The sequence below is a fragment of the Bifidobacterium sp. UBA6881 genome, assembly GCA_002451435.1.
GTDB lineage: Bacteria > Actinomycetota > Actinomycetes > Actinomycetales > Bifidobacteriaceae > Bifidobacterium.
Genome location: DKCF01000099.1, coordinates 1 through 5,103, shown reverse-complemented (window position 1 = coordinate 5,103; position 5,103 = coordinate 1). Strand labels below are relative to the sequence as shown.

The following is a 5,103-nucleotide window of genomic DNA, read 5'->3' as shown; positions in this document are numbered from 1 at the left end:
CCTCTGCGGGCCTCACGCGCCTCCTGCTGCTTCCACCGCGCGATGCAGCGTTCCACCCGCTTGTATCCGATCAGTTTGGGATCGAGACCGGCCTCACGGAACATGGCCGAAGGCGATTCGCCCGCATGGTACCGGCACATAACCTCGACGCGGAAGCGGTCCGTATACCGGATATGCGTCGCGCTCACGCTTTTGACCGCCGGAAGGCTTGCCAGATACGCGCGTTCCTTCGCGGTGAATTTGCCGTCAATCATCTCACAGGCCTTTCTGCATGGACCGACTTCGTGAACGAACAATCATGGATGAATCGCGCCGCATGACTATGCCTAATACCGTATACATCCCCTATTTCCGTTTACCCCATTGTAAAGAGGGACAGGCACGAAGTCCCTCATACATGCCCCCTGCTTATACAATCCTTGTATTTCCATGATTATTAGCCCCGCACGCCACGCTTGGCGAGCGCATTGTTTCCACCGTTTTTGCAAAGCGCCAAAGACTGCCCCCCCCCCCCCAAGTTTTTCATGTTCGGCGTCCGTGGATCGATATATTCGCCGCATAACGGGGTTGGGTTTCATCGCACGACAATCGCGGTCATTACAATCGTGAGCATTCGTCCAGGCCGGAAACGGCGGGACAGGCATAATAGTCACGACAACTGAAACACAAGAGAAAAGAAGCACAACCATGAGCGACGTCACCGCCGCGAAGAAGCCGCGCGAAACCGACGATGTGCCGGTTCCGCCGACACTGCGCAAATCATTGAAGAACCGCCATATCCAATTGATCGCCTTGGGAGGCGCCATCGGCACCGGCCTGTTCTATGGATCGAGCGAATCGATAGGCCTCGCCGGACCGTCCATCCTGCTCGCCTATCTGATCGGCGGCCTCGCGATTTTCATGATCGTGCGCGCGCTGAGCGAAATGGCGGTGGAGGATCCGCGCGCGGGCGCGTTCAGCTACTATGCGACGCGCTACTGGTCGAAGCGCGCGGGCTTCATCTCCGGCTGGAACTACTGGTTCAACTATGTGCTGGTCGCCATGGTGGAGCTTTCCGTGGTCGGCTCGTTCGTGAACTACTGGTTCCCGAACATTCCGAAATGGGTGTCGGCGGTCGTGTTCCTGGTCGCCATCGCCGCGCTGAACCTGATGGGCGTGAACAAGTTCGGCGAATTCGAATTCTGGTTCGCCATCATCAAGATCGTCGCCGTGCTGGCGATGATCCTCGGGGGCCTGTATGTGGTCGTCGCCAACGTGCCGACCGCTTCGGGCATCCGCGCGAGCTTCGCGAACTGGTTCACCGTCGACGGCGGATTCCTGCCGCACGGCCTGATGTCCCATAATGCGGACGGCACGTGGACCGGTCTGATGATGGCATTGGTCGTGGTGATGTTCAGCTTCGGCGGCACCGAGCTGATCGGCATCACCGCGGGTGAGACGGAGAATCCGCGCGTCACTATTCCGAAGGCGACGAACGGCATCATCTGGCGAATCCTCGTCTTCTACATCTGCGCATTGGGCGTCATCATGGCCGTGGTGCCGTGGAGCAAGATCGACGGCAATTCCAGCCCGTTCGTGCAGATCTTCGATTCCGTCGGCGTGCATGCCGCCGCGGGAATCCTCAATTTCGTGTGCCTGACCGCCGTGATGAGCGTCTACAATTCCGGTCTGTACGCGAATTCCCGCATGCTGTATTCCTTGGCGAAGCAGGGCAACGCGCCCGCCTATCTGGGCAGACTCAACAAGCGCGGCGTGCCGGTCGGCGGTGTCATCACCTCAGCCATCATCATCGCGATCGCCGTGGTGGTCGTGTTCGTGTGGCCGGAGTTCGCGTTCAACTACCTGATGTCGATCGCCACGATCGCGGCCGCGATCAACTGGATCATGATCATGATCACGGAGATCAAGTTCCGTCGCGTGGTGGCTTCCGGCGATGGCCCGGCCGAACTCAAGGGGCTGAAGGGCAAGGAGGCGCTCGACAAGATCGCGTTCAAGCTGCCGTTCGCCAAGGTCACGCCTTATGTGGTGATCGCGTTCATGCTATTGGTCGTGGTATTGATGTGCTTCTCGGCGAGCTACCGCATCGCCGTGGTGGCCGGCGTGATCTGGCTGGCGGTATTGTTCACCGCCTACCAGCTCACCCAGGCCCATGGTCGGTAGGGGGACCCAAGTCCGATAAGGAATCCCAAACCCGATAGGAAGAATCCCAAATCCGGCAGGAACCGGTAAGTCCGACAGGAACCCCCCTACTCCGCAAAAATCAAGAATTGTGCCAAAGATGCAGTTGCAGCCCATAAAATCCGGGCGTGTCCTGCATCTTTGGCACCTTCTTTTTCCAAACTGCATCTTTGGCACAGCCTCGTTTCCAAACTGACTGTCTGGCACAATTGTTTTCGAGGACACAAACTCCCAGAACAGAATTTCCAGAACCGAATCCTCCTAGAACGTCCAGAATTTATCAGAACCTCTAGAATCCTCAGAACAGAATCCCCTCGGAACCTCCAAAAACACAAACTCCAGAACTTCCAGGACTGAATCCCCCGGAATTCCGGACCACAACCTCCAGAACACAATCGATCGGGGTTAAAAGATTGGGAGTGAAGGATCGATGTTCACTCCACGCTTTTCAGCGAACTGACCGGATCGATACGGTCGAGCACCGGATTGGCGAGAAACTGCACGACCGTCACGCCAGCCGTGACGAGGCACCTCCGGCCCTATGCCGGTCTAAACGGCATAGGGCCGGATCCGTCAGTCCTCGTCATGTTCCGTCAGGTCCAGACGGAACGGGGGCGCAGGCAGATGCTCGTCGTTGAATAGCGGCGCCGGACCCCAACTACGCCAAGCATAGCGAAGCGTCACGGGATCGGGCACCTCCGGCGTCGCCAGAGTAATCGTGCCGATGCTGCGGCTGTTGATCGGAATGCCGAATTCCGTGGCGTTGTAGTCGACGACGCTGACCTTGGAATCACCGAAATCGTCGATGTCGCAATCCACGAAAATCGCCGCCGTCGCGGGATGGAACACACCATCGGCACCGGCGAGCTCGAAACCGGAACGATCCGGCATGCGCACCAGGGATGGCAGGTCATCATCATCCTGGCTGCCCGGCGTGGTGCCCGCGAAATGCAGTCCATGCGCATGGCGGAACATCAGCCGCACGCGCCCCCGCTCGCCGACGCGGAATCCCAGCAATTTCGGACCGCGTACCGGCGCGTCCTCCATGCCGTAGACATTGTGCAGGGCGCAGTCACCGAGACGTTCGCCGGGCGTGCGCTTGTCGGCAGGATGCACGTTGTCGCATTCGCCGCAGTCGATGGTGCAAATCGCGTACACGTTGTCGATGGATTGCGCGGCGTCCCATTGGGCTTCGCGCAACATCGGCCAGCGCAGGGGATCGCCATCGTCCTTGGCGGCATGCGCGTCGATCCATTGCGGCAGCTGCACGATGAGGAACGGCAGATTCTCGCTCCACAAAGCGCGCCATTCACCGATCATCATGCCAAGCAGCTCACGGTAGGAACCGCAGTATTGCTCGTCCTCCTCGCCCTGATACCACAGGAAACCCGCCAAGGAGTACGGCACGATGCGTTCCAGCATCGCGTGGAACGGCCCGGCCGGGCGGTATGGCGACGACGGCGTGACCGGCGGCGGCCATGGGCATTCGCCATACTGCTGGTCCAACTCATTTTGCGCGATGCCGGGGTCCGCCTCGCGCGCGGCGAGCACCTTCGCGTTCCACCGGTTGAACTCCCCCTGCCATTGGGAGGTCTCCAAATCGAATTGGCCCTGCGTTTTGCCGGAAATCGCACGCCGGTAGCGATTGAGGTATCCGCGGCCGGCCTCGCTGGAATTCAGCGCGTCCTCGCTCATCCAGCAGCTGATCGACGTGCCGCCGACATAGCAGTCGATGATGCCGACCGGCACATCGGAATCGAGCTTGTCACGCAATCTGCGGGCGAAATAATAGGCGACCGCGCTCATCACGCCGCTGTTTTCCGACGAGGATTCCCGCCAGCTCGACGCGCTTTCGGCGTCACGGCTAATCACGCCGGTTTCGGGCACGTTGTAGAAGCGGAGCAACGGATCGGCGCAATCCTCCAATGATTCTTCGGCATGCGCGCTGTCGCGCAGTTCGAGCTCCATGTTGTCCTGTCCGCCGGCAAGCCAGACCTCGCCGATCAGCACGTCGTCGTATTCGACGAAATCATTGCCCGCGGTGACGCGCAGTATATACGGACCGCCTTCGGACTGAGCGGGCAGCATCACGCGCCACGGCGAAAGTCCATGACGAAGCTCCTTGGCGGAGTAGGCATGCGAGCGCGCGAGCGTCGTGCCGTCGAAATCGCGGATTTCCGCGGTGACCTCAAGTCCCGCGCAATCGGCGTCCAACGCGCCGAACACCGCGATGGGCTTGTTGCGCTGCAATACCATATGCGAGGCGAAAACCGGAGCGACGCGCAAAACCCCCGATGAACCACGGTTGCCGAACGGTTCGGACGATGCCGTCATTTCAGATCCGAGTCCGGTACCAGTCGCAGTGACCATATGTTCTCTTCCACGTGACAATCATCAGAATTACTTTTATATCCTAGGCCATTCACAGACGAAATACCGGCCAACAATCAGCGTATATCGAAACGCATTCGCATCCATGCATGTGTGCCGAACCGGACGAAAACGGATTCGGATTCGTCCGATCCGGCACACATTCGAGGCGAACCATCCGAAGTGGAATCGGCATACCGCCCCACACGCCAACGTACTGACGGCCGCGCGAACGCAAAAAGGCCGATTACGCAACATGTGAAAAGGCCGCCGCCCGAATATGCGGGCGGCGGCCTTTCCGCAAGGTTCGGATTCCGGCGCTCGGACCGGAATCACAGCGGCTCACTGAACCTGGGTACGGGCGATCTTGCCGTTGAAGGTGGCCATGTCGGCGTCATCGTCCTTGCCGTTGTTCCAGGAGAACATGGCGCGCAGCTTCGGACCGACGGTCTCGATGCGCACGTTGCCGTACTCTTCCTGCAGCTGCTTGAACTTCGGAGCGCCGGCGTCCTGGTCGTCGATGAACTCCTTGGCGAAGGAGCCGTCCTGGATGCG

The 5,103-nt window shown here is 59.6% G+C and carries 2 protein-coding genes and 2 pseudogenes; 1 reads left to right on the top strand and 3 read right to left on the bottom strand.

Annotated elements, in window-relative coordinates; all coding sequences use genetic code 11:
* A pseudogene (locus B3C64_RS07630) lies at positions 1-254 on the bottom strand (hypothetical protein); the annotation flags it as partial.
* A gap of 433 nt (positions 255-687) precedes the next feature.
* Here B3C64_RS07630 and B3C64_RS07625 point away from each other — a divergent pair.
* A complete protein-coding gene (locus B3C64_RS07625) occupies positions 688-2,160 on the top strand; it encodes an amino acid permease (RefSeq protein WP_291534875.1) in 1,473 nt (490 codons plus the stop codon).
* Between the two features lie 591 nt (positions 2,161-2,751).
* On the opposite strand, the gene B3C64_RS07620 is transcribed toward B3C64_RS07625, so the two are convergent.
* Both B3C64_RS07620 and B3C64_RS07615 read right to left on the bottom strand, forming a co-directional pair.
* A complete protein-coding gene (locus B3C64_RS07620; RefSeq protein WP_291534874.1) occupies positions 2,752-4,548 on the bottom strand; it encodes a sialate O-acetylesterase in 1,797 nt (598 codons plus the stop codon).
* Between the two features lie 342 nt (positions 4,549-4,890).
* Positions 4,891-5,103, bottom strand: a pseudogene (locus B3C64_RS07615) (ketol-acid reductoisomerase); the annotation flags it as partial.

What these genes read in the sequence shown, in the direction of transcription:
- B3C64_RS07625 (WP_291534875.1), top strand. Translation starts at nt 688, where the DNA reads ATGAGCGACGTCACCGCCGCGAAGAAGCCGCGCGAAACCGACGATGTG.
- B3C64_RS07620 (WP_291534874.1), bottom strand. Translation starts at nt 4,548, where the DNA reads ATGGTCACTGCGACTGGTACCGGACTCGGATCTGAAATGACGGCATCG.